19 protein-coding genes are annotated in these 23105 nt (G+C 68.1%); 10 read left to right on the forward strand and 9 right to left on the reverse strand.

Annotated features, from left to right (window positions below; all coding sequences use genetic code 11):
* Together ON43_RS37240 and ON43_RS37245 are read right to left on the reverse strand one after the other, a co-directional pair.
* A partial coding sequence (locus tag ON43_RS37240; protein ID WP_040815356.1) for a LuxR family transcriptional regulator occupies window positions 1-2554 on the reverse strand: 2554 nt, incomplete at its 3' end.
* Window positions 2555-2770: 216 nt separating this feature from the next.
* On the reverse strand, window positions 2771-3139 hold the full coding sequence (locus tag ON43_RS37245; protein WP_040815357.1) for a hypothetical protein: 369 nt from the start codon (window positions 3137-3139) through the stop codon (window positions 2771-2773).
* Window positions 3140-3406: 267 nt separating this feature from the next.
* Here ON43_RS37245 and ON43_RS37250 point away from each other — a divergent pair, with 267 nt between their 5' ends.
* The 5 genes from ON43_RS37250 (at window position 3407) to ON43_RS37270 (ending at window position 10975) form a co-directional block, all read left to right on the forward strand.
* A complete protein-coding gene (locus ON43_RS37250) occupies window positions 3407-3742 on the forward strand; it encodes a WhiB family transcriptional regulator (RefSeq protein ID WP_157514341.1) in 336 nt (111 codons plus the stop codon).
* A gap of 144 nt (window positions 3743-3886) precedes the next feature.
* The gene (locus ON43_RS37255) at window positions 3887-7261 is read left to right on the forward strand and encodes an ATP-binding protein (protein WP_083914102.1); all 3375 of its coding nucleotides are present in this window, start codon (window positions 3887-3889) and stop codon (window positions 7259-7261) included.
* A gap of 282 nt (window positions 7262-7543) precedes the next feature.
* Window positions 7544-8716 carry an elongation factor Tu gene (gene tuf / locus ON43_RS37260; RefSeq protein ID WP_040815360.1) on the forward strand — a complete coding sequence of 391 codons (1173 nt, stop codon included), beginning with the start codon at window positions 7544-7546 and terminating at the stop codon, window positions 8714-8716.
* Window positions 8717-8796: 80 nt separating this feature from the next.
* Window positions 8797-9753 carry a purine-nucleoside phosphorylase gene (locus tag ON43_RS37265; protein WP_040815362.1) on the forward strand — a complete coding sequence of 319 codons (957 nt, stop codon included), beginning with the start codon at window positions 8797-8799 and terminating at the stop codon, window positions 9751-9753.
* Window positions 9754-9817: 64 nt separating this feature from the next.
* Window positions 9818-10975, forward strand: coding sequence for an acyl-CoA dehydrogenase family protein (locus tag ON43_RS37270; protein ID WP_040815364.1), 1158 nt, complete (start codon window positions 9818-9820; stop codon window positions 10973-10975).
* 43 nt (window positions 10976-11018) lie between these two features.
* On the opposite strand, the gene ON43_RS45670 is transcribed toward ON43_RS37270, so the two are convergent.
* Complete coding sequence (locus ON43_RS45670) at window positions 11019-11327, reverse strand: hypothetical protein (RefSeq protein WP_167333492.1); 309 nt, start codon at window positions 11325-11327, stop codon at window positions 11019-11021.
* Window positions 11328-11364: 37 nt separating this feature from the next.
* Between ON43_RS45670 and ON43_RS37275 the strand changes: the two genes are divergently transcribed.
* Window positions 11365-12546, forward strand: coding sequence for an HNH endonuclease signature motif containing protein (locus tag ON43_RS37275; protein ID WP_051179807.1), 1182 nt, complete (start codon window positions 11365-11367; stop codon window positions 12544-12546).
* A 291-nt stretch (window positions 12547-12837) separates the two neighbouring features.
* Here ON43_RS37275 and ON43_RS37280 read toward each other — a convergent pair whose 3' ends face one another.
* Together ON43_RS37280 and ON43_RS37285 are read right to left on the reverse strand one after the other, a co-directional pair.
* Window positions 12838-13653, reverse strand: coding sequence for an SDR family oxidoreductase (locus tag ON43_RS37280; protein ID WP_040815366.1), 816 nt, complete (start codon window positions 13651-13653; stop codon window positions 12838-12840).
* 10 nt (window positions 13654-13663) lie between these two features.
* Window positions 13664-13867, reverse strand: coding sequence for a hypothetical protein (locus tag ON43_RS37285; protein ID WP_040815367.1), 204 nt, complete (start codon window positions 13865-13867; stop codon window positions 13664-13666).
* A 315-nt stretch (window positions 13868-14182) separates the two neighbouring features.
* Between ON43_RS37285 and ON43_RS37290 the strand changes: the two genes are divergently transcribed.
* Entirely contained in the window at window positions 14183-15148 is a 966-nt protein-coding gene (locus ON43_RS37290; RefSeq protein ID WP_218003480.1) for an AraC family transcriptional regulator, read from the forward strand.
* 3 nt (window positions 15149-15151) lie between these two features.
* On the opposite strand, the gene ON43_RS37295 is transcribed toward ON43_RS37290, so the two are convergent.
* The 3 genes from ON43_RS37295 to ON43_RS37305 form a co-directional block, all read right to left on the reverse strand.
* Window positions 15152-16876, reverse strand: a complete 1725-nt coding sequence (locus ON43_RS37295; protein ID WP_040815372.1) for an N-acyl-D-amino-acid deacylase family protein — start codon at window positions 16874-16876, stop codon at window positions 15152-15154.
* 70 nt (window positions 16877-16946) lie between these two features.
* Window positions 16947-17843, reverse strand: coding sequence for an endonuclease/exonuclease/phosphatase family protein (locus ON43_RS37300; RefSeq protein WP_157514342.1), 897 nt, complete (start codon window positions 17841-17843; stop codon window positions 16947-16949).
* A gap of 23 nt (window positions 17844-17866) precedes the next feature.
* Window positions 17867-19819: a glycoside hydrolase gene (locus ON43_RS37305; RefSeq protein ID WP_040815388.1), complete on the reverse strand. Its 1953-nt coding sequence runs from the start codon at window positions 19817-19819 to the stop codon at window positions 17867-17869.
* Between the two features lie 75 nt (window positions 19820-19894).
* Here ON43_RS37305 and ON43_RS37310 point away from each other — a divergent pair, with 75 nt between their 5' ends.
* Together ON43_RS37310 and ON43_RS37315 are read left to right on the forward strand one after the other, a co-directional pair.
* Complete coding sequence (locus tag ON43_RS37310; protein WP_083914110.1) at window positions 19895-20557, forward strand: response regulator transcription factor; 663 nt, start codon at window positions 19895-19897, stop codon at window positions 20555-20557.
* Window positions 20554-21918: a HAMP domain-containing sensor histidine kinase gene (locus ON43_RS37315; RefSeq protein WP_040815375.1), complete on the forward strand. Its 1365-nt coding sequence runs from the start codon at window positions 20554-20556 to the stop codon at window positions 21916-21918. Before ON43_RS37310 ends, ON43_RS37315 begins: the two co-directional genes overlap by 4 nt.
* A gap of 3 nt (window positions 21919-21921) precedes the next feature.
* Here the strand turns inward: ON43_RS37315 and ON43_RS37320 are convergent, their stop codons facing one another.
* Window positions 21922-22191 carry a hypothetical protein gene (locus ON43_RS37320; RefSeq protein WP_157514343.1) on the reverse strand — a complete coding sequence of 90 codons (270 nt, stop codon included), beginning with the start codon at window positions 22189-22191 and terminating at the stop codon, window positions 21922-21924.
* A gap of 220 nt (window positions 22192-22411) precedes the next feature.
* On the opposite strand from ON43_RS37320, the gene ON43_RS37325 reads away from it, so the two are divergent.
* Window positions 22412-23080 (forward strand): lysophospholipid acyltransferase family protein, encoded by a 669-nt coding sequence (locus tag ON43_RS37325; RefSeq protein WP_040815378.1) that lies wholly within the window; start codon window positions 22412-22414, stop codon window positions 23078-23080.
* Window positions 23081-23105: the final 25 nt, after the last annotated feature.

The following is a 23105-nucleotide window of genomic DNA, read 5'->3' on the forward strand; positions in this document are numbered from 1 at the left end:
TACCGAACTTGGCGTAGATGCCGCGCAGATGTGTCTTCACGGTATTCACCGATACCCCGAGGACACCGGCGATCTGCGCGGCCGTCCGGCCCGAGGGCAGCTGATTGAGGACCGTCAGCTCCGCGGGAGTCAGCCGCGGCCGTGCCGAGGTGCGCCGCAGCTGGGGGTGAGCGCGGATGTGCTCGGCGAAATCGTTGTGCTGTCCCAGGGTTCCGACATGGGCGTCCAGCAGCGCTCCCGCGCCGGGGACGTCGAGGAAGGGCCGCACCAGCTGATCGGGTGCGGCGGCGAGCAGCGCCCGCTCGAGTGCGTCACGGGCGGTTCCCGGCCGATGCAACGCATCCTGTGCCACGGCCTCCACCAGCCAGGCGGTGACCGATTCGAGCGGGCGAGCAGCCTCGACATCCCTCAGCAGCGGCGCGACCAAACCGTGCGCCGCCTGCGGACGGGTGGCCAGTACGGTCAGGGCATCGGCCAGCACCACCTCGCTGCCGCGCCCCAGCGCCGCCTCGGCCTGATCGGTCAGCAGCCGAGCCGAATTGGCGGCCTGGACATCGAGCAGCACCCGGACCACATGGGGGAGCAGCCATCCGGTCACGGCGGGCAGCGACGACGGCCCGCGCAGCAGCACCACCGCACCGCGCCGCAGGGACTCGGCGGCGGTGTATTTGTCCTCGCTGCCGTCGAAGGCCAGCAGCTGCGCGATGACCTCGGTGATCCGGCCGCGGGTCAGGCCGTTCGGTGGAGCCGGAACCCGTTCGGTGGCAAGGAAATCCGCGATGACCGGGTCGTCGGCCCCGGCCCCGCGCACATACGCGGACAGCGCCGCCGCCGCGCTGGCCCGGCGGCCGTCGGGTGACCCGGCGAGCCCGTGCCGCCGGGCCAGGTCGACCGCGAGCCCGGCCTGCCCGCGCATCGGACCGGGCTCGTCGCGAATCCCGGCCATGATCGCCAACCGGGTCGCGGCGCGCACCCGCAGGCGCGCGATCCCCGAGCAGTCGGCGAGTGCGGCGCTGCGACGCAGCAGCGACTCGGCCTGCTCGTACGCGCCGCGCGCCAGCAGCGCCATCCCGAGCTCGCCGGTGGAGTAGGCGTCGATCTCCGGGCATCCGCACTCGGGAAGCGGTGCGGGCGAATGGAATTCGCTCAACCCGAGGCCGGTCGCCCGGGCGATCCCGGCCGAGGCGGCGACGGTCAGCGGTGCGATCCACCCGGCCGGGACGATCCGGCCCGTCCGGTGCGGCTGGCGGTAGAGCAGATCCAGGCAGACGATCGCCTTACCCGCGTCCTCGCGTTCGAGCGCGTCGAGCACCCGCAGCGCCCACAGGAACGGATCGTTCAGCACCCATGGGAACGGATCGTTCGGCGTCGCGGACCGGCTCCGCTCCAGCTGCTCGAACAGCACGCGCCCGTGGCCGTCGAGCACCAGCCGGACGGCGTTCTCCCGCAGAAACCGCGCCAGCAGTTCGGAATCCGGTGCACGCACCAGGTGCGGCAGCGCCTCCAGCGGCAGTCCGGCGGACAGATACCAGTCAGCGGTGTCGTGATCCAGGGTCTCGGTGCGGCCGATCCCGGTGCGGCGCAAGCGATCCAGCAGGTGGAAACGCAGCATCGGATGCAGGGTGTACCAGACCTCGCCCCGGCGCTCCTCGACATCGAGGGGGAACTCCAGACGCGCCAGGTCGTCGATCGGGTGCGGGGAGCGCGCACCGGTCAGGCGGGTCGCGAGGGACCGGGTGAACGAGGACGGCACGCTCAGCGCGGTGACCAAGCGGTACAGGGGTTCCGGCAGCGGGGCGAGGACCTCGTCGGTGAGGAAGTCGGCGATCGGCTGGGGCACCTCCGCCAGCCCGGCCAGCGCCGCGGCCCGATCGGGATGCGTGCTCACGTGGACCGCGGCCAGCCGCACCAGCGCGGCCCAGCCCCGGGTCAGGCGGCCGACGATGGTCAACTCGGCCTCGGACAACGCGCACCCGTGCCGCCGCGTCAACTGCCCGGCGCGCAGACCGGTGAAGGCGAGATCGCGGGCGCGCAAACGGGTGAGGCGACCGGCCAGATCGAGGGCATGCCAGCGCAACGGCAGATCGTGACGGGCCGCCAGCACGACGGTGGTATTGGACGGCGCGCTGAGCAGAAAGCACTCCAGATACCGGATTGCCGATGATTCGCTGATCAGATGTGCGTTGTCGATGACGAGAACGATCGGATGATTCCTGGCCGCGAGCCAGGAAACGAGTTGTGCGACAGCGGCTTCGGTGTCGGCGACAGGTTCCGGCCTTCCGGCGGCCGATAGTTCGGCGCCGAAGCAGGCGGGCAGCGCGGTATGCGGTTCGCAGTGTGCGATCGCGGTGTCGGCGACGGTGAGCCAACCGATTTCGGCATCCGGATGGATACGCCGCAGGTGCCGTTCGACCCAATCGGCGACCAGCACCGTCTTCCCGGTGCCGACCGGCGCCGAAATCGCGACCACCTGCCCACCGGGCGCTGCCACCGCGCCGTCGAGGCGGACGTAGAGTTCGGGCCGGGCGATCGGTGTGAAGCCGAATTCCGGCATGCCCGGAACGGGCGGAGATTCAAGTATCGTCGGATGATTCGCGGTCGAATCGGATGCGCAATCCATCGGCTCTTCCTCGCATGGGAGATATCCGGACCTGTCTGTCCCGCACCCGCGCGCCCGAAATTGTTCCGGGAATTGTGCCTTCGTAATTCAACCGGTGGTATTCGAACCGGGTCCGGGTGCGCGAGTGCGGGGATCGAACGATTCGCGAAATCAGTTCGCGGCCAACGGCACGAACGGTCCGTAATCCCGCACGTGACCGCTTTCCCACTCCCAGGTCGAGGCCGGATCGACGGCGATGCCGCGCTGCAGGCACAAACGCCAGCCCTGATCGGTCTTCTGCCAGATATCGCCGTCACGGTCCCGATACAGACCGGTACGTGCGGGTTCGGTGGGATCGAGGAACAACTGCTCCGCCGTTTCCGTGCTCACCGGCAGGAGATCGGCCGCGAGACCGAGTACGCGGTCGGCCACGGCCAGCAGGCCGGAAAGCACTGCCGCCGCAGGGGAATCCGCGATCGGCGCATCGGCGGTGAGGGTGGTCGGGCAGTCCCCGTAGACGGTGGTCGCCGGGTTGTCCATATCGTCAACTCCTGTGATCGTAAAAGACGTGACTCGGCGATTATGGAAGGCCCTACTTCCATGTTGCTTACCGGTTACTTCCACCGCAGTTCCAATGTATTTCGATGCGGATTCGTGATTCTCCGGTGTCGCCCGGCGCCTGATCGATGTGAATAGAGTAGCGATATTCCGGTCCGATCTTGCCGGAATTCCGAGTGCCGGCGCCGGTGCTCGTCCACCGGCCCGACGGGGGCGCCGGGTTCGGTTCGAAATCGGATGGAGGTAGCGGTGAACTGGCGTAGCAACGCCGCGTGCGCGGGCGCGGCACCGGGACTGTTCCACCCGCAACCGCCGCCGAAGGGCGATCCCCGCCAGGCACTCTCGTACTGCCGCCGCTGTCCGGTGCTCGGCGACTGCGCCCGCCACGCCCTCGCGGTCCGGTCCGTGCGCGGCATCGCCGCGGGCGTCTGGCCGGTCGGCGACGACGGCTGGGACGCCGCCCTGCGCGCGATCGCGACCGGATATCCGACGCGAGCGCGATGCCTGCGGTGCTGGCGGCTGCTCCCGCCGGAGTCCGCAAAACGAACCTGTCAGCTCTGCGGATTCGCGGAGATTCCCGTCTGAGTGATCGGATGTTGTTGTGCCACAAGCAGTTTGCTGGCCCGCCGCTGACTACTACGGTTTGTCATCGACGTGGGTCGGCGGTAATTTACTGATCCGCTTCGGAATTCGTTTTCGGCACGTCAATGCTCGAAGGGGCGTTGTGTGATGACACAACCACAAGTTCAGGTATTCGGTCCGCTACAAGTGTTGTCGGGTGGACGCGCCGCTCGTATCGGTGCGTGGCGGCAAAGGGCGATACTGGGTCGATTGGTGCTCGCGGGGGGAAAGACACTCGGCGCGGACCGATTGATCGAGGATGTCTGGGAGGGAGATCCACCGCCGCAGGCGCCCTCGGTGTTGCAGGTGCAAATTCACAACCTGCGTCGCGTGCTGGAACCCACGAGAAGACCGCGCTCGCCCGCGCGCATTCTGGTCTCCGAGGGCAGCGGTTACGCGCTGCGCCTGGATTCCGGCAATGTCGACGCGTGGCGGTTCGAGGCGCTGCTGCGGCAATACGAGGAGCGCATGCACGATCGCGCGGATTCCCCGACGCCGCTGGAGCGTTATCGAATGCTCGACGCCGCCCTGGATTGCTGGCAAGGGTCGGCATTCGAATCCTTTGCCAGCGCGTCCTGGGCGGCCGCCGAGGTCTCGCGGCTGACCGACTTGCGCGCCACCGCCATCGAGATGCGCGCCCAGGCCGCACTGGAACTCGACCGGGTCGGGGAAGTCGTCGCGATACTGCGGCCGCAGTCCGAGGAATCTCCGGGGCGAGAGGAGAGTGCGCGGCTGCTGGCGTTGGCGCAATACCGGCTGGGCCGGCAGGTCGAAGCATTGGCCACGGTGCGGCGCACGCGCGATTACCTGCGTTCGGAATACGGGATTGATCCCGGGCCACGGCTGGCCGAACTGGAATCGGCGATTCTCAACCAGGCCGTCACCACCGAAGAACTGCTCCGGCGCGACGAATTACCCATAGCTGTTTCAGAATCGGCGCCCGGGCGCCCCGAGTATCAACCGGTGGAGGCGAATACCGATGCGGAGTCATCTTTTTCGGAGCCCACCCTCTATCCGAGACAGCGCGGCGCCATTCGCGCGGCCGCCACCGAGGCCGAAGCCGGGGATTTGCGGCTGCTGTGGATGGTGGGTGAAGTCGGTGCGGGTAAAACCTCCGTGGTCCGGGCCGCGCTGGCCGAATTGGCCGCCGCCGGTTGGGCGGTCGCCTACGGCCGCGCCGCCATGGTCGACGGCGCGCCTCCGGCGTGGGCGTGGAGCGAGGTGCTCGGCGATCTCGGCGGCTCCAACGAGCGTGCGGGAACCGAGGATCCGTTCACCATCGTGCGGGTGGTGACCAACCGCTGCCGCGATCTGATCCGGCGCTCCCCGGTGGCCATCGTGGTAGAGGACCTGCACCGGGCCGACGCCGCGACGCTGCAGGTGTTGCGGCAGTTGGTGACCTGGCTGCAGCACGCGCCGGTGCTGATCATCGTGACCGCCCGCGGACCCGAGGCGTCCCCGGCTCTGCGCGCCACCGAGGCGGCGCTGGCCGACCGGCTGACCGCGCGGCTGGAGCTGACCGGGGTGGACCTGGCGGGCACCCGCCGCATCGCGCAGGACGCCGGACTGCTCGCCCTCGACGCCGAAGCGCTGCGGACGCTGCACCGCCGCACCCGGGGCAATCCGCTGTTCGTGCGCGAGCTGTCCAAACTGCTGGTGGCGCAGGGTGATTCGACCTCGCTGCCGGAGAGCGTGCGCTCGGTACTCGGCGAGCGGATCGTGCGCCTGCCCCGCGCGGTGCGAATGGTGTTGCAGCACATGGCGGTCTGGGGAAGGGCCGTGGATGTGGAGACGCTGGCGGTGCTGACCGGGGTGCCCGAGGACGAGCTGGTCGACCGCGTGGACGCCGCCGTCGCCGCGGGCCTGTCCGGTTTCGACGACTGGGGCCGGATCGAACTGGCCCACGCGCTCATCCGCGACACCGTCTACGACGCGATCCCGACGCTGCGGCGCAGCCGGATGCATTGGGCGGCGGTCGAATTGCTCGAGCAGGGTAGTGCGGATGCCGATGGCGGCTGCGATCTCGGGCCGCTCGCCTACCATGCCGCGCGCGGTGCGGGCCGGGCCACCGCCGAACGGGCCCTGGTCCACGTGGTGGCGGCCGCGCGCCGCTGTGCCCGGCGCGGCCAGCGTGCCGACGCCACCGGGCTGTGGCGTTCCATTGTCACATTGCACGAACTCGCCGGGCACACAAAGATTTCTGCCGCCCGCGCCGACCGCCTGGAGCTGCTGGACGCGCTGTGCGAACTGACCGGAGCGCTCAGCTATGACGGTCAGGCGCAGGCCGCGCGGGCGGTGCGGGAGCGCGCCCTGGATCTGGCCGAGGAGCTCGGCGGTGAGGATCTGGTGCTGTGCGCGCTCACCTGCTGGGACGCGCCGGTGATCTGGGGTGTGCGGGACTGGGGCGACACCGACACTCGCGTGCGCGACGCTCTGGAGTCGGCGCTGAGCCGGGTCACCGCGGAGGAGATGCGGACCCGGCTGCTGATCGCGGTCGTCTACGAGTCCGAACTCGACGGGAATGTCGAGCGCATGTACGAACGCGCCTGCACGGCAGTGGAACTGGCGCACACCACCGGAGACGTCGAATTGGTGTGCGCGGCGCTGAACGCGGTCGCCTACACCATCACCGGGCCCGCCGCGCTGGACCGCTGGCGGCATGTGGCCGGTGAGCTGCTGCGCGCGGCGCGCGGGGCGGGACTGGCCGACTACGAGGCGCTCGCGCACTACCTGCTGCTGCGAGCCGCCTGCCGGGAGAGCGATGTGCGCGCGGCCGGCCATCACGCCGCCGCCGCGCTGGAGTGCGCGGCGAACGGGCGGCTGCGGCCGCTGCTCGACATCCTGCTGTCCTTCGCCGCGGTGCTCGAGGTGCTGCGCGGGGACCTGGAGGCCGCCGAGGCGGGGTATCGATTGTTCGACGCGCGCATGCGGCACGCGGGCGTCGCGAACGAGGATGTGGTGCTGACCATCGGGACGCTGACGGTCGGCTGGGCACGCGGGGACATTTCGGGGGTGGTGAAGGAACTCGGCGCCCTCTACGAGCGCGATCCGCAGCTGTGGGCGCAGCCGTATACGGTGGCGCTGCTGCACAACGGGGAAGCCGAGCAGGCGCATCTGCTCTTCGAGCGGCACACCGAGATCCGGCGGGACTTCCACTGGCAGCCGATGGCGGTGTTCCGGGCGCACGCGGCGATCGCGCTGGGGGAGGTGGAGGTGGCTGGTGATCTGCTCGCGGCGCTGCGGCCCTACAGCGGCAGTCTGATCGGATTCGACAGCGGCGCAGCATATCTCGGCCCGATGGATGCTCTGCTGGCGGAGCTGTCGAAATTGTGCGGTGACGCCGAGGCGGCCCGCTCGTATCGCGCCGCCGCGGACACCCTCATCCGCAGGCTGCGCACGGACATCGACTCGTTCGAGCTGCGGCTCGATTTCCGGGAGCTCCCGCCGGACGCGGATGTGATCGCGAAAATCGATTGCGCCTGAGTCGTTCCGCCCGGCAACATGTCGGGCATGTTCGCGCAGTCCATCGCCGCTTACCCCGCAGTCGCGGGTGCGATGGCTGCTGCCCTGGTTGCCGCGGCCGCTGTCCTGGCTGTCGCATTCGACGGCGCACGACGCTGACCTTTCCCGGGACGTCCCGGACCTCAGACGGGGAAGGTCGGCTCGCTGCTGAGGTCCCTCGAAACCCGCTGTCGCGTTTGCGTGAACACCGCATCGATTTGCGTGAACACCGCATCGCACAGCGCACCAGACGGAGAACATGTCATGGCCAAGCAGGCCTACGTCCGCACCAAGCCGCACGTCAACATCGGCACCATGGGTCACGTCGACCACGGCAAGACCACGCTGACCGCCGCCATCACCAAGGTGCTGGCCGAGCGCGGCGGCACCACCTTCACCCCGTTCGACCGCATCGACCGGGCCCCGGAGGAGATCGAGCGCGGCATCACCATCAATATCGCGCACGTCGAATACGAGACCGCCACACGGCATTACGCGCACGTGGACATGCCGGGCCACGCCGACTTCGTGAAGAACATGATCACGGGCGCGGCCCAGCTGGACGGGGCGATCCTGGTGGTGTCGGCCGACGACGGCGTCATGCCGCAGACCAGCGAGCACGTGCTGCTGGCTCGGCAGGTCGGTGTCGAGCACATCGTGGTGGCGCTCAACAAGGCCGACGTCGCCGACGGGGAGCTGCTGGAGCTGATCGAGCTCGAGGTGCGAGAGCTGCTGTCCGCCAACGGCTTCGACGGCGAGGGCGCCCCGGTGATACCGGTGTCCGGCCTGCGCGCGCTGCAGGGCGACGAGCACTGGTCCGAGCAGCTGCTGCGGTTGCTCGACGCGGTGGACGAGTACGTACCCATGCCCGTCCGCTACACCGACGCGCCGTTCCTCATGCCGGTGGAGAACGTGCTCACCATCACCGGTCGCGGCACGGTCGTGACCGGCGCGGTGGAGCGCGGCCGGATCCGGCCGGGCGACCGGGTTTCGGTGCTCGGCTTCGGCGGCGAGCTGGAGGCGGTCGTCACCAGCGTCGAAACCTTCGGCCGGACAATGGAATCGGCCGAGGCGGGCGACAACGTGGCGCTGCTGCTGCGCGGCGTGCAGCGCGGTCAGGTGGCGCGCGGACAGGTGGTCGCGGCGGTCGGCAGCATCGCGGTGCACTCCGGGTTCACCGCCCGCGTGCACCTGCTGTCGGCCGCGGAGGGTGGTCGGCGCACGCCGATCTCGTCCGGCTACCGCCCGCAGTTCTTCCTGCGCACCGGTGACGTATCCGGTCACGTGGTGCTGCCGGAGGGACGGGCGATGCCGGGCGACACGGTCGAGCTGTCGGTCACCCTGGACCGCGCGGTGCCGTTGGAGCCGGGGCTCGGCTTCGCGGTGCGTGAGGGCAACCTGACGGTCGCCGCGGGCACTGTACTGTCCGTCGACTAGGTGCAGGTGGATCCCGGTCCGAGCGTCTCGCTCGGGCCGGGATCCCGTGTTTTGACCGGTATGTCGCTATTGTTTCGCCCATGACCACCCGTTGCCAAAAGATTGCCGTTGCATTGGGCGTGGCCGCGCTGGCCCTCACCGGCTGCTCCTCCAACTCGAAGAGCGACTCGGACAAGATCGACGTCGGAGTCCTGGTCATCACCATGTTCGATCCCGAGAACGAGGTGTGGCTGCAACGCGAGCAGCTGTCCACCACCGTCGATGTCCCCGGCGCGTTCAAGCCGGTGCGCTGCAATGCCGACAAGCTGTGCGTGGCCGAGACCGGCCAGGGCAAATCGAATGCCGCGACGACCATGATGGCCATCCTCGGCAGCGACAAGTTCGACTTCTCCAAGGCGTACTTCCTCACCGCCGGCATCGCCGGAACCCCGCCCGAGCAGGGCACTCTCGGCGGCGCGGCCTGGGCGCGCTGGGTGGTCGACTTCGATCTGGGCAACCACCTGGACCCGGCCGCCGCCCCCGACGTCCCATTCGGCTTCCGCCCGGTCGAGGATTACAACACCGCCGCCTACCAACTCGACGGTTCCCTGGTGGACAAGGCGTACGAGTGGACCAAGGACGCGAAGCTCACCGACAGCCCCGACGCGGCCGCCGAGCGCGCGATGTACCCGGGCCAGGAGGGCCGCACTCCGGGAGTCATGAAGTGCGACACCATGACCGGCGACGACTTCTTCTCCGGCAAGTTCCTCTCCGACACCGCGGGCTACATCATGAAGGACCGCACCAAGGGCGCGGGCGTCTACTGCACGACGCAGATGGAGGACAACGCCACCGCCACGTCCCTGAAGGCCCACGGCTACCTCAACCGCTACCTGTCGCTGCGCACCATGAGCAACTTCGACCAGCCCTACCCGGGCCAGTCGGTGGTCCAGCACCTGGACCAGAGCAGCGGCGGCTTCAAGATCGCCCTCGAAAACCAGTACACCCTGGGCAAGACCGTCGCCGACCACCTGCTGAAGACCCCGCCGACGAGCTGAGTTCGTTCGAGGGTGGCCGGGATTCTCTGGTCCGGGGCGAGGGTCGTCCCGGACCATGGGGTCCATGGAACGTGGGCACTACGGGGACGATCATCGGGCATTCGCCGAACTGGCGCGAGGCTTCGTGCGCAAGGAGGTCGCGCCGCACTATCTGGAGTTCGAGGACGCGGGGATCGTGCCGCGGTCGGTGTTCGCGCGGGCGGGGGAGTTGGGGCTGCTCGGCTTCGCAGTGCCGCCGATTTACGGCGGGCTCGGGGTCTCGGATTTCCGGTTCAACCAGATCCTCATCGAAGAGTTCATGGAGGGCGACTGCGCCGGGGTAGGGCTGAATTTCGCCCTGCACAACGACATTTGCACGCCGTACCTGGTGAATCTGACCACCGAGGAGCAGCGGGAGCGGTGGCTGCCCGGATTCGTCGCGGGCACACTGATCGCCGCCATCGGCATGACCGAACCGGGCGCGGGTTCCGATGTCGCCGGAATCCGCACGGCCGCAGTCGATATGGGTGACCACTTCCTGGTGAACGGCGCAAAGACGTTCATCACCAACGGAATCAACGCCGACCTGGTGATCACCGCGGTCCGAACCTCCGCCGAGCGGCATCGCGGCATCAGCCTGCTGGTCCTCGAACGCGGCATGGAGGGCTTCGAACGCGGCCGCAACCTCGAAAAGCTCGGCCTGAAATCCCAGGACACCGCCGAACTCACCTTCACCGATGTCCGTGTCCCCAAAGCGAATGTCCTCGGCGAAGTGGGCCGAGGCTTCGAATACCTGATGGGCAACCTCCCACAGGAGCGCATGCAGATCGCCGTAGCCTGCCTGGCCCGCTCCCGCGTCGCGCTCCGCACCACCATCGAATACGTCAGCACCCGACAGGCTTTCGGCCAACCCATCGGCGCGTTCCAGAACACCAAGTTCACCCTCGCCGACGTCGCCACCGAAGTCTCGGTAGCCGAAGCCTTCATCGACAAGTGCGTCCTGGAACTCAACGCGGGCCGTCTCACCCCTGCCGACGCCGCCAAGGCCAAGCTTTGGGCCTCCGAGATGGAATTCCGCTGCATCGACCGCTGCCAGCAGCTCTTCGGCGGGTACGGCTACATGCGCGAATACCCGATCGCCCGGGCGGCCGCCGACGCCCGGATCACCCGTGTTTACGGCGGAACATCCGAAATCATGCGAGAAATCATCGGCCGAGATATGAAACTGACTGGCGCGCAATAGGATTAAGAATCCTGGTCGGTATGGCTGTTTGAAAAGCCGTATATCACTTGATAATTCGGTTCGAAAGGATGATCGAGAAGCGTAGAATAGTGTCATGACCAGCGGTGAAGGGATTCTCGACAACGGCACGATCGCCGACGCGATCGCGCTGCTGTCGCAGATCACCGACACCCTGCTCTCCCAGTCTTTCGGTGGGTTCTCCGATGACGAGTTCGTCGAGTTCATGCAGGAATTCGAAACCCGTAAGCGTGCCATGGCCGCGATCGATCACCGCATCGTCGGCGAAGTGCGTAACCGGAATCTGCCGGAGAAGGCCGGGTGGAAGAACCACACCGGCAAATACCTCGAACAAGGCCCTGCGCCTCGGCCATGCCGAGGCCGGTGCGCGCGTGCACGCCGCGGACTACCTCGGCGAGCGTCAGGTCACCGGGCAGGTGTTGGAGCCGATGCTGGCGTGGGTCGCGGCCGCTCAGGAGCAGGGCTTGGTGTCGCCGGATCATGCGCGTCGGATCGTGAAGATCATGCGCCGCATTCCCGGCAAGACCGACCCGGAGTTGGTGGGGAAGGCGGAAATGGAGTTGGCGCACTTCGCCACCCGCTCCACCCCTGATGATCTGCCCAAGATCGGGGACCGCATCCTGGGCTACCTCGACCCCGACGGCTCGCTCACCCGTGAAGACGACCGCCAAGCCCGGCGTGGGATCGTCCTGGGCAAGCAGGGCGTGGACGGCATGAGCACCATCACCGGCGAACTCACCCCGGCCGCGCGTGCCCTGTTGGATCCGATCTTCGCCGACCTGGCCCAGCCCGGCATGTGCAACCCCGACGACCCGCAGAGCCCGCAGCGCGCCAAGGGAATCCACCCCGACACCCTGGCCGCCGCCGCACGCCGCGACACCCGCACCACCGCCCAGCGCCAGCACGACGCGTTGATCGCGCTGCTGCGCCCGGAGATGGGTCCGGCCAACCTCGGCCAGCACCGCGGGCTCCCGGTTTCCACGATCATCACCATGTCGCTGGCGGAGGTGGAGGCGGCTGCCGGTGTGGCGACCACCGCGTCGGGTGGCACGGTGCCGATGGAAGAGGCGCTGCGCCTCGCCGAGCAGTCGCGCCCGTTCCTCACGATCTTCGACCACGCTGGTCGCCCACTGCATTTCGGACGGGCCAAGGGCCACCGGCTGGCCAACGCGGATCAGCGCCGCGCGTTGATCGCGGCCGAGCGTGGCTGCACCCGCCCCGGCTGCGACGCCCCCGCCACCCTCTGCGCGGTGCATCACGTCACCGATTGGGCCAAGGGTGGTCCCACCGATATCGAAAACCTGACTCTGGCTTGCGATTCCTGCCACTCCCTGATCGGGGAAGGCCCGGACAAATGGAAAACGGTGGTCATGCCACCGGAATCCGAGCACGCCGGGCGCATCGGCTGGATCGCCCCGCCATCCATCGACCCTTCCCAGACTCCGCAGGTGAATGACCGTCACCATGCCGGGGAGTTGAAAGCGGCTGCCCTCACTGGGATTCGGCAACGGACGCGGAAGCGCCCGGCGGTCCGGTGCGGGTTACGTCCCTAATTCCCGTGGCAGCCTCACCCAATGGTGGGGCCCCGTGGGTTGCTTCCGAAACCGGATGCTCATGCGTGGCTGGCGTGCGCAAAGCACGGGGAAGCGTGGTCACCTCGCCTGCCCTACCGGACTTGGGCTGACGCCAAGCCGGGAGCCGTCACCCGCCGATCCCGGCCCACGGACTGCACGCATCACCTTCTCGAGCCCCCAAACCTCAAAGGGCTCTTTGCTCTTGTCTTTTGTTCTTTTCTTCTCTTCTTCCAGGCGTCTTTTTCTTTTGTTCTTTTTTCTTTTGGTTCTTTATCGTTTCAGCCCGTGAGCGGAAGCGATGAGCTTCTCCATGACCGTGCGCGGCAGTATCCGCCGCACCAGGAACATCACCGGCGCATTGCTACCCACCGCATACAACGGCTTGGGTCGATCCGAATTGACCGCTCCCACAATGGTTTCGGCCACCTTCTCGGGCGGGATCCCCTTGCTCATCTTGGCGTCGAGCACACCCATGAACTTGGTGAACTCCGCGGTGTGCGGCGACCCTTCGCTCAGGTACTTGGCACGGCGTTCGCTCAGGCCCGTGTTGATCTGCCCCGGTTCGACGGTGGTGATCCACACCCCGAACGGTGACTCCTCGAACCGCGCCGCCGTCGCGAATCCGCGAATCGCGGCCTTGGTCGCGACGTAAGACGACCGGTAGGCCATGGGGAAGCTGCCCAGCATGGACCCGACCATGATGATCCGTCCGTAGCCGCGCTCCCGCATCCCCGGCAGTACCGCCTGGGTCAAGGCGATCGCTCCGAAGACATTGAGCTGGAACAGTCTTTCCAGAGCTTCGCGGGGCAACTCCGCCAGCGGTCCGGCCTGACTCTCCCCGGCGTTGTTGATCAGCACGTCCACCGCCCCGAGCTCGGCCGCGAACTGCTCGATCGACGCGTTGTCGGTCAGGTCCAGCGCTCGATACTCGACCCCCGGTACTCGATCGCTCTCCGCGAGCTTGTCCGGGTTCCGGCTCGTTCCGATCACCTTGTGCCCGAGCGCCGCGAATGCCGCCGCGGTGGCCTTGCCGATGCCGGAGGATGCGCCGGTGACGAGGACGGTGCGAGTCGTGTTGCTGCTCATGGCAGCGACGTTATCGGGTGCGGCGGGGGTGCGGCCAGGAGGCGGGCCGTCGGACGGATTGCAATTCCGGCCAGGAACGCAAGATGGGGGTGCAGCGGGTGTGGCGGCGTTCCGCGTTGGATTCGCCGGTAACCGAGCGGACGCCCAGCCAGATGCCGAGACCGAACGTGGGTACCGCCAATGCGGGAACTAGCAGGATGGCGGTTGAGCTCATGGTGGGGTGACCTCGATTGCTGGTCGGCGTCCGGAGCGGATGTGGATGAATCGCACAGGGGGCGCGGCTGTTACGTGACGAATCGCGGTGAGGTCGGAAAGTGCATCAGCGGGTTGTTGTCCGTGACCATGCGATACACCCAAATATGTCGGTTGCGCCACACCGGGCGGTCTGCGTTGATATGTTGCGCCAACCCGATGGGGAACAGAAATTTGTCGGGAGTAGTCGAAGAGGACCGCGTACATGTTCGACTGGGATCTAGTCAGGAATACCTCCAGCGTGCACATATTGACGCAGCTCGCGGAGGAACGGGGGATGCCGGTGGGCGAGTGTCTGGCGGGGGCCGGACTGTCGCCGCCGGCGGTGATCGACTCCAATGCCGAAGTCACCGCCCGGCAGGAAATCACGGTGGTGCGGAATCTGCTCGCGCGCTTCGGGGACGAGGCGGGGCTGGGGGTGGAGGCGGGGAGCCGGTATCACATCTCGTTGTATGGGCCGTGGGGGCTGGCCTTGCTGGCAAGCCGCACGCTTCGGGATGCCGTGGATATCGCGTTGCGGTACGTGGAGCTGGCATTCGCGTTCGGGCAGTTGAGTTTCGAGGAGGCCGCGGGGGAGGGGCGGCTGCGGTTCGATGATCATGAAGTGCCCGAGGATGTTCGGGCTTTTCTGACCGAGCGGGTCATGACGGGGATCCAGATGATCGGGCGGGAACTGTTCTCGATGGGGGTTCCGGTGCGGCGCTTGAGTTTCCGGCACCGGGGGCCCGCTGACACCGCGCGCTATCGGGCGGTGTTCGGGCTCGAGCCGAGCTTCGGCGCGGGCGGCAATGAACTCGTCTTCGACGCCGCCTATCTGGATGTGCCGCTGCCGCAGGCCAATGAGTGGGCGCGTAGCACCTGTGAGCAGATGTGCCGGGATCTGTTGGCCCGCAGGCATGCTCGCACCGGCGTCTCGGGGGCGGTGCGGGATCTGCTGGTGCGCAATCCGGGGGAGATTCCCGATCAGTCGGCGGTGGCGGCCGAATTGTTCGTGAGTCCGCGCACGCTGTCGCGGCGGCTCCACGAGGAGGGCACCTCGTTCCGGGCGCTGCTCGACGAAGTGCGGCAGGCACTCTCGGAGGAACTGCTCGACCACACCCATATGACGACCGAGCAGGTGGCGGCACGATTGGGGTATGCCGAGGCCGCCTCCTTCATCCGGGCCTTCCGGCGCTGGAACGGGTGTCCGCCACAGGAGTACCGGGCCCGCGGGGTGCGGGCCCGGGAGCCGGAATTGGTCTGACCGTCAGGCGCGTGCGGTCAGGAAGGTGCCCGCGTGCAGGGTGGTGCCGAATCCCGGTGTGAATTCACCGTATTCGTAGACCAGGTGGCCGCCTACCACGGTGGCGGCCACCGCCCGGTCATTGCGATTGACCATGCGGTTCAGGCCCGGCACGCCGGGGAACGGGGCCTCGGCGTACTCGCTGCTGGAACCGTCGAAACCGGCGGGGTCGATGACGGCGATATCGGCTCGGCTCCCGACGGCCAGGCGGCCCGCGTCGAGGCCGTACCAGTCCGCGAGTTCGCCGGTGACCCGGTGGATGGCGGCCTCCAGGGGCAGGAAGCCGCGCTGGTGGGCGCGTTCGAGCAGGCGCAGGCCGAAGTTGTAGAAGGCCATATTGCGCAGGTGCGCACCGGAATCGGCGAAACCCACCTGCATCATGGGTGAGCGCTGGAGCTGGTCCAGGACCTCCTCGCGGTCATTGGCGATGACGGTGCGCCAGCGCAGCTTCGCGCCGTGGGCGACGGTCAGGTCGAGCAGGGCGTCGGCCGGGTCGATGCCGCGTTCGTCGGCGACCGCGCCGAAGGACTTGCCGACGACCTCGGGCTCGGGGCAGGACACGATCACCGCGTCGTACAGGTCGCGGTTCCACACGCGCGGCCCGAACTTCTTGGACAGGTCCTTGCGGAACTGCCTGCGGTAGCTCTCGTCGGCCAGCAGCTCGCCCCGCTTCATGACATCGCGGATATTGAGTGCGGCCACGCCGGAACCGAATTCCTCGAACACCACCAGGTCGACACCGTCCGCGTACACCTCGAACGGGACGGGTAGATGTTGCCACCGGAACTGCGCCCCACCAACGGTATTCGTGATCCAGGCCGCCGCGGTCGCGGCCCGCGCCGTGGTGCGATCCGCCTTGACATCCATCCCGGCAATCAGAGTCATCTTGAGCGGCTTGCGGATTCGCCCCGCACTCTCGGCGAAATACCGGGCCATCTCGGCGCGGGCGGTCAGGTTCGGCGTGCTCTGATGCACCCGGCCACGTTCGCGCAGAATCGCATTCAGCGCGCGATACTCCCGCCACGTGGCATACGTGGACGGCAGCTGCCGGGTCGGGAAGCGCACGCCCTCCAGCTTGGAGAACGAGCTGCGGATGGTGGACAGGCCCAGGAATCCGGCATCCAACGCGTCCTCGAGCATCCCGCACATGCGCTGCAGTTCGGCGGGAGTCGGGCGGGCCGCGGCATCCACGGCACGCGCCAAACCCATGGCCGTCACGCGCATATCCGAATGCCCCAGGAACGCAGCGACATTCGCGCCGAGCGGGCGGTCAGCGATGGCCTTGGCGTACGCGTGTGGCCCGTCCCAATCCTTGTGCTCCTTGACCGCCGCGTGCACCGTGTCCCACGGCAGCGCCTCCACCCGGGCGAACAGGTCGGCGCAATCCTCGGCCTCCGAATACACGGTCGACAGCGAGCAATTCCCGAGCACCACCGAGGTCACGCCGTGCCGGACCGATTCTCCCAAGCCGGGATTCCCCAGCACCTCGGCGTCGTAATGGGTGTGCACATCGAGCATGCCCGGCATGACCCACCTACCGGTCGCGTCGACAGTCCGCGCCCCCTCGGGCAACTCGCCCTCGATGGCCGCGACCTTCCCGTCGCTGACACCGATATCGGCTCGCACGCCGGGTTTCCCGGTCCCGTCGAAGACCGTGCCACCGCGAATCACCAAGTCGCACCGAGCCATCTCAACCACCCTGTCTCCAGCTCGCCGTCAGCGGTTGTTTTACACGCTACAACCGGAGTATGCGCCCTGCTCAGTGTCGCGGGTAGGCGACGGTGGCGGTCGGGGCGCGGTGATCCGGGCCGGGGAGGCGTTGGACCGAGGACGCGGTGGGTGTGAGCCCGCGGATCAGGATGTGGTCGAGGCGGGCCAGGGGAAACCCGGCCGGCCAGGTGAAGCCGGGTCCCGCGCCCGGCCGCGACTGGGCGTCGGTGTATCCGGGGGCGAAGGAATCCCAGTGGCGGTCAGTGCTCGCGGTGTTGAAGTCTCCGGCCACCACAATGTGGGGCGCCTGGTCGGCGGACAGTTGACGGGACAGGATGCGCAAGCCGTCGTTGCGAGTCGCGGTGTCGCCCGGGCGAACCGACGGGAGGTGCACCACGTACACCACCAGATCGCCGTACGGGGTCTCCACATGGGTGCGCAGGCCGCGCTGCCAGCCGACGCCGACATCGGCCGTGCTGGTGCCGGAGGTCGGGTAGCGGCTCCACAGCGCCACCGTGCCGCGTTCCTCGTGATAGGGGTAGGCCGCGTCGAGGATTCGCTGAACGGGCTGTCGATCGGTGCCGCCGAGCTCCTGAACGGCGATGAGGTCCGCGCCGGTGGCGGCGAGGGCGCGGGCGGTGGCCTCGGGGGACGGGTTGCCGGCGAAGAGGTTCTGAGAGACCACCTTCACGGTGCCATCAGCCGGGGCGACGGCCGTGGCGGCCGGAGCCCACCACGAGCCGAAGCTGTACGCCCACACCAGCAGCGGGGCGATACAGGCGACGGCACCCGCTGGACGGCGGCACACCACCGCCAGCACGGCCAGCACCGGGACCAGCAGCACCAGCCAGGGCGCGGCGGTGTCGAGGGCGACACCCACACCCAGCACATCAGGGACCCGATCGTGCGCCGCCAGCAGCACCGTGAGAAGTGCTGCGGCGGCCACGAATACGAGCGTGCCGGCGTGTTTCATCGGGCGGGGCACAGTCGCCGGGGAGCGGAGTCACCCTTCAGCTGGGCATCGACGCAGCCGCCGGGCAATCCGTTGTAGTCCCCGGTGCCGAAATTGGCGGTGACGGTGAGATCCCCGTTGCCGAAGACACTGCGCTGCACCTGATGATCGTCGCTGAGCCAGCGGAAGTCGGTCATCGGTAGGGTGCCCGCCCGCTCGTGCAGGGGCGCGAAGAACTGTTGCAGCCGCGCCATTTCGGGGCCGTGCTCGGAGAGGGTGGCCCCGTCCAGGACGAAATTCAGCGGTGTGTTGTTGAGGACGGCGGTCAGGGCGCGCATCGTCTCCTGTTGCGGCAGTTTGTAATACGACAGCTCCCAGCGATCCACATTCACCAGCGAGTCGTGCAATACCGTCTCGTACAACGGCACTCGGTACACCGGATCGAACATCGAGGTCACCAGATCCGCGGGTAGATCGACCGGCTTGAAGAACACCTTGGGCGCCGTGTCGGGATACCACGCGCCCCACGCCTGCCGATCGCGCTGCAGCTTCCACAGCCCATCCGAGATCGGGTTCTGGGCACCGTGATCGAACGCCAGCACCGGCGCGGCCCAGGCCCCGGCGGCCTCCGAACCGAGGACGGTCTTGCGGTCGTCGGACAGCCAGCGCATGCGGGCCAGCCGGTTGTCGCGGTCCTGCTGCTGGGTCATGGGGTGTGCGGGGGAGTGGTCGTCGAAGAACTCGCCCGCGGCGTCGACGTCGAGGAAATAGCTGTTCGCCCCGTTGGCGGTCATGGCCGCGTAGCGGTCCTCGTACAGCTTCGGATCCTGTTTCAGTGCTTCGGAACTCAGGTAACAGCCGCGGCCGTGGAAGCCGTTCTCCGGGGCGCCGTTGGCATCGTGCACACAGCCGTCCGGCCAGACCGTGCCCGGCCAGCGGGAGGACGGGTTGTCGGCGGTGGCGGGGTCCTGGGCATTGGCCCACGAATCGTACGGTCCGGCAAGGTATCCCGCGTCCTTCGCCGCCGTGACGGCCGCCTGCGACATGGGATCGTTGCCCGAGTCGTAGCCGAGCCACATTTTGGACAGTCCCAGCTCCTTCATCTTCCGGATCGCCTCGGGCGTGCGCGCCTCTCCCCACAGGTAGGCGTGGAAAGCGCCGAGCAGCTTGCCGACCTCCGGGTTCTTCTCGATCTTGTCGCGCAGTGAACGGAATTCGCCGTGCCCGATCAGCCAGGCGCGATAGTCCTTGGCGGTGGCAACCGGGGACGAGTCGGTGAGCGCGAAGTCCACGCTGTAGTCGCCGGTCCCCGCGCCCTTGGCGAAATCGTGTGCGCCACCGGCGATCAGCTTGCCGTCCACCGATTTCACGGTGACGCTGCTGCCGATATCGGTGGGCACGATGTAGCTCACGCCGCGATCGCCGACGCTGTAGCCCCAGAACGGCATGGTCAATCCGGAAGTCAGCGGCACCGCGTCGCCGATCAGGCCGGTGTCGGGGCCGTTCCAGAACGGGTCGCGTACGGGCAGCGACAGCCCTTCCCCGCGCGGGATCTGCAGGGCGGTGGCCGCGTTGTCCTTGCCGGTGACCGGCCATTGCAGCGAGCCGTCGCGATCGCTGTGCACGGTGACGCGCAGGCGGCCGTCCTCGGCGGTGGCCGAGACCGTCAGCGCCCGATCCGGGTAGGCCCAGGTCGCGGTCGAACCGGTGAGGTGGACCGGACCGGTCGCGCCGAGGGAGTCGGCGGCCGGTGCGGACAGCTCGTAGTTCTTGCCCGAGGAGTTCGCGGTGACGCCCAGGGTTGTGGTGTCGACCTGGGCGGTGCCGTCACCGATCGGGATAACCACATAATTGCCCTCGATGTGTGGCGCGGGTGCCGACACATCCTTGCCGCAGGCCGTGAGTCCGGCGGCGGCCACCCCGAGAATGGCCAGCACGGCCGGGGTGCGAGGCGGTATCCGAAGTCTCATGAGGGTCACGTTCACGGACCGAGATGAGAGTCGGATGAGAAAGCGCAGGTGGTGGTCGTCCGTATGATCCGTGGAATGCGGGTATTGGTGGTCGACGACGAAGCCTCGGTGCGGGACGCGCTGGTGCGCGCCCTCGGGATGGAGGGCTACGAGGCCCGGGGTGTCGGCGATGGCGCGACCGCCCTGACCGAGGTTGCCCAGTGGCAGCCGGAGGTGGTGGTGCTGGATGTGCTCATGCCGTTCATGGATGGTCTGACCACCTGCCGTACGCTGCGCGGGCGCGGGGATCGCACGCCGATCCTCATGCTCACCGCTCGCGATGCGGTCGCCGACCGGATCGAGGGGCTCGACGCGGGGGCTGACGACTATCTGGTGAAGCCGTTCGATCTGGACGAGTTGCTCGCGCGGGTGCGGGCCCTTGTGCGGCGCACCTATCCCGAGGACGGGGCGGTGCTCTCGACAGGGGATCTAGTGCTCGACAGTACGGCCCACACGGTGCGGCGCGGAAATCGCGAGATCGAGCTCAGCCGAACCGAATTCGCCTTGCTCGAGGTGCTGCTGCGCAACGCGGGGCAGGCGCTGCCCCGGGAGACGCTGATCGACCGGGTGTGGGGGCACAATTCGTCGAATTCGCTGGAGGTGTACATCCGCTATCTGCGGCGCAAGATCGAGGCCGATGGGGAAGCCCCGCTGATCCATACCGTGCGCGGTGTCGGCTATCGGCTGGGATCGTCGTGACGCGGCTCGGACTGCGCGGCCGCATCGCCGTATTCTTCGTGCTGGCAATGGCTTTGGCGCTGGCCGGAATGGCGGCGGCGGCCTACGTCGTGGTCGGGCACGAGTTGAACAGCACCCTCGATCTGAACCTGCGCCGACAGGCCACCCGCATCGCCCGGCAGTTCCCGACCGAGCCGTCCGTCGCGGCGATTTCCGGACAGTGCCAGTATCTGGCCTCGCCCAGCTGCGTCCAGGTGGTGGCGACCGACGGCCACATCGTCTCCGACCACGAGCCCGATCAGACCCTGCCCGTCGACGACGAAACACGGTCCGTCGCAGCGGGATCGGCCTCCGCGTTCTATACCGACTTCACCCTCGACGGATACCCCATGCGGATGTACACCACCCAGCTGGTCCCGGGCAGCGCCGTACAGGTCGCGCAGCGCTCCGACCCCGTCGACACCGGACAGCGCCGCGTGGGCGTCGCCCTGCTCGCGGCCGCGGCCGCCGGACTCCTGCTGGCCGCCCTGCTCGGCACCGTCCTGGCCCGCCGCGCCCTCGCACCCGTCGCGGCCCTGACCGACGCCGCCGAAAAGGTGGCCCGCACAAGGGATCCCAAGCATCACATCGACGTCGAGGGATCCGATGAGCTGGCTCGCCTGGCGGTCAGCGTCAACACCATGCTCGACGAGCTCGACGCCGCCCTCACCGCCGAACGCGAATCCCGCGCCGCCCAGCAGCGACTGGTCGCCGACGCCTCGCACGAACTGCGCACCCCGCTGACGGCCCTGCGCACCAATATCGACCTGCTCCGGCGCGCGGGCCGGATGTCCCAGGCCGACCTCGACGAGACGGTCGCGGCCCTGCGAGCCCAATCCGAGGAACTGTCGGGCCTGGCCACCGATCTCATCGATCTGGCGCGCGCCGACGATCCGGACGCCGCACCCGAGACCCTCGAGGACCTGCGTCTCGACCTGCTGACCGCCGACTGCCTCACCACCGCCCGAAGGCATTGGCCCGCAATCAACTTCGATGCCGACCTGCATCCGGTGACCATCCAGGGCGCACCCGCGCGACTGTCGCGGGCGATCACCAACCTGCTCGACAACGCCGCGAAATTCAGCCCGCCCGGCAGCACGGTCGGTGTCACGGTCGTCGATCGCGAACTGTCGATCCGCGACCGGGGCCCCGGCATCCCGCCCGAGGATCTGCCGCACATCTTCGACCGCTTCTACCGCTCCTCGTCGGCGCGCTCGACCCCGGGGCACGGCCTCGGGCTGGCCATTGTGTCCCAGGTCGCGGCCCTCCACAACGCCTGTCCCGCAGTCGAATCCACCTCCGGCGGGACCTGCTTCACCCTCACCTTCCCGCCCCAGGACTAGCGGTCACGTCGGCGACGGGCAGAACGGCGCGCACGACACCGGCGGTGTCGGCGGGGGAGCCGGCTCGTCGAAATGCGCCGAGCTCACCAGGATCAGCAGTCCGACGGCCGTCGCGAGCACCGCCGCGGCGGCCGCGGCGACAACGCCCCAATTGAGTCGGGGGAAGGTGACGACCTCGTCGCCGTCCTCGAGGGCGAGGAAGATCACCGCCGCACTCGCGGGCGATCGGGATAGTTGTTGCAGAACGGCATTACGCCACCAGCGTCCGGCCATGGCAGCAAACGAGCCTTTTACAGATGTGATTCTCCGGGTTGCCGTGATTACGGCAACTCCCAGGCTACGCCCGAAATGTCGTTATAGCTAACAGCTATTCGATCACAATCTCTCGGCTCTCGGGCAGTGGTGCAGAGCTCTCGAGTAGTTCTGCGGTGGTGTCTCGGCAATTCGGAGGCCAGGATGAAACCCGTTGCCCGACGGTCGAAATGGGAGAGCGATGAACAACGAGCCACGCCGCCCGAAGGGGCTGGGCAAGCGCGCCTGGGTCACCACGCAGCTGGTGCGCCGCATTCTGCGCACCCTGGCCTGGTCCAATGTCGTGAACGTGACGGTTATCGGACGCGACCGCGTGCCCGCCGCCGGCCCGGTCATCGTGGCGAGCAACCACATCTCCATGCTGGACGCCGTCTTCCTCTGGGGCGCCCTGCGCCGCCGCGCCATTGCCATCGCCATGGCCGAACTCTGGTCCTGGCCCATCGTCGGCTGGCTGGTCCGCCGCCTCGGGCAAATCCCGGTCGTCCGCCGCGACAACGAATCCGGCCGCGCCGCCACCGCACAGGCCGAGCAAATCCTGCGCCACAACGGCGTGCTCATCATCTACCCGGAAGGCCGCCTCGTCGCCCCCGGCGAAGACGAGCCCTACAAGCCCGGCGTCGCGAAACTCGCCCTGGCAACCGGCGTTCCGATCGTCCCCGTCGCCACCACCGGCACCGACGGCGTCCTCCCCACCCGCCGCACACGCGGCGACGGCCCCGCCTTCAACCGCCGCCACCCGGTAACGATCCACTTCGGCCACCCCATCAACCCCGCCGACTTCGACAACCCCGACAAACTCCTGGAACACCTCCGCCACACCATCGAAGACCTCCGCGCCCAAGCCCTCTGAAGCCGCGTCCCCCGCAGCAATAGAG

It is taken from the genome of Nocardia concava NBRC 100430 (assembly GCF_000308815.1).
Lineage (GTDB): Bacteria > Actinomycetota > Actinomycetes > Mycobacteriales > Mycobacteriaceae > Nocardia > Nocardia concava.